At 64.2% G+C, this 497-nt stretch carries 1 protein-coding gene; it reads right to left on the bottom strand.

Going from position 1 to position 497, the window contains the following annotated elements; all coding sequences use genetic code 11:
- Positions 1–51: 51 nt before the first annotated feature.
- Positions 52–429: a transposase gene (locus ABG80_RS17445; protein ID WP_200964342.1), complete on the bottom strand. Its 378-nt coding sequence runs from the start codon at positions 427–429 to the stop codon at positions 52–54.
- Positions 430–497: the final 68 nt, after the last annotated feature.

Raw genomic sequence — 497 nt, 5'->3', positions numbered from 1 at the left:
TGTCGGTGTGGCCAGCGGCCAGCCAGACGCGGGTGCCCGCTGGCAATCCGATCATGGCAGTGAGCGCAGCACTTGCAGGATGCTGCGCAGATCCTGCGCGGCAAAGCCAGGCGGCAGGCACAGGGTGGCGCCATGCATGCTCAGTTCGATGGGCTGCGTCGCTGCCGGCTGTGCAGGCGGTGTATCGGGCTCAATCATCACCGGCAACAGCACTGGTGCGCGGGCCATGGGCACAGGCCCTGGCGGCAGCCACTTGCGAATCACGTTGGCGTTGATGCCATGGCTCAGGGCAATCGCTGACACCGATGCGCCGGGCATCAGGCATTGCGCCGCCACCTCGGCCTTGAACTGTTTGCTGTACGTCCGCCGCTTGCGTACACCCACAACGCCTGTCTTGGCGTCTGAGTCTTGTTTTGCGATCGCGTCCACCATCTTCTCCATAGTGGACGCGATCTTCACGCCGCCATACAGCCTTGGCTAGAGGGTCGTCGTCGGAC

It is taken from the genome of Aquabacterium parvum (assembly GCF_001447195.1).
GTDB classification, from domain to species: Bacteria; Pseudomonadota; Gammaproteobacteria; order Burkholderiales; family Burkholderiaceae_C; genus Aquabacterium; species Aquabacterium parvum.
Note: the sequence above shows the minus strand (reverse complement) of the source record. Positions and strands in the feature narration are given on the sequence as shown.